The 1,429-nt window shown below is 49.5% G+C and carries 1 protein-coding gene; it reads left to right on the top strand.

Going from position 1 to position 1,429, the window contains the following annotated elements:
• Window positions 1-28 precede the first annotated feature (28 nt).
• Window positions 29-1,414, top strand: a complete 1,386-nt coding sequence (locus Q675_RS37640; protein ID WP_319802627.1) for a long-chain-fatty-acid--CoA ligase — start codon at window positions 29-31, stop codon at window positions 1,412-1,414.
• Window positions 1,415-1,429: the final 15 nt, after the last annotated feature.

Here is a 1,429-nt window from a genome sequence, read left to right as displayed (position 1 = left end):
TTACTTTCGTACCCATTAGTATCTTGGCATCTCTGGTGGCGGGATGGTGTGTCACACCATTAACCCGCGACTGTTTCCAGAACAACTCGTTTACGTTATCAACAATGCTCAAGACAAAGTCATATTCTTTGACAAAACGTTCCTTACCATTGTTTCAAATATCCGTGACCGACTGGAGACGGTTGAGGAATTTGTATTGATGTCCGAACCGGACGAAGAAATTGCAGCGCAATTTCCAGGATTGTTGTTTTATGAAGAGTTTCTCCAGCGAGGAACGCCTAACGCGAATTGGCCTGAAATCGCCGAAAACCAGGCTTCAAGCCTCTGCTATACATCGGGCACCACTGGAAATCCCAAAGGGGTGCTCTATTCACACCGCTCCACCGTTCTGCACGCGCTGGTAGCTGCTCAACCTGACGCACTGAATTTATCGGCACGGGACGTGGTGATGCCGGTTGTTCCTATGTTTCACGTAAATGCGTGGGGGGTACCCTACATTACGGCGATGGTTGGAGCCAAACTGGTGTTGCCTGGTCCCGGCCTGGATGGACAAAGTTTGGTCAAGCTTATCGATTCAGAAAGCGTAACGATTGCGCTGGGTGTGCCCACGATTTGGCAGGGACTTCTTTCGGCTTTGGACGAGCTTGGCTCCTCGGCAAAGACGCTCAAACGGACGGTGATAGGTGGTAGCGCTTGCCCGCCCTCAATGATGTCGGAGTTTCGTGGTAAGTATGGCGTAGAAGTTGTCCATGCATGGGGAATGACAGAAACATCACCGATCGGAACCGTCAATGCACTGCTGGCGAAACACGATACCCTTTTAGAAGGAGAAAGAAATAAAATCCGTGAAAGCCAAGGACGGCCTCCCTACGGGGTGCAGCTCAAAATTGTGGGAGAAGACGGCCATCAACTGCCCGAAGATGGCGTTGCTCAGGGAAATCTCCGTATCCGTGGTCATTGGGTGGTAGCCGACTACTTTGGTTTTGAGCCAAATCAGACTCTTGAGGAAGACGGTTGGTTCGAGACAGGTGATGTTGCTTCGATCAATGATGATGGGTTTATGACAATACGTGACCGCTCAAAAGATATTATTAAATCTGGTGGGGAATGGATATCGACAGTCGAATTGGAGGGAATCGCAATGGGCCATTCTGCCATCAATGAAGCTGCTGTGGTGGCGGCCTCCCATGATAAATGGGATGAACGACCGATCCTGTTGGCAGTAAAAATACCCGACGCAAATATTACGGAGGAGGAACTTCTTGCTCATTATCAGGGAAAAGTCGCCAAGTGGCAGACCCCGGATCGCGTGATTTTTGTGGAAGCATTGCCACGCAATGCCACTGGGAAAGTATTAAAAAACAAGTTGCGCTCTGAATATGGGGAAGTGTTAGTCAATAAACCGGCAAGCTAGGGAAGGTCTGAATAA

This window comes from Marinobacter sp. EN3 (assembly GCF_000475315.1).
Taxonomy (GTDB): Bacteria; Pseudomonadota; Gammaproteobacteria; order Pseudomonadales; family Oleiphilaceae; genus Marinobacter; species Marinobacter nauticus.
The sequence above is the reverse complement of the archived record's forward strand: the minus strand, read 5'-3'. Positions and strand labels throughout refer to the sequence as shown.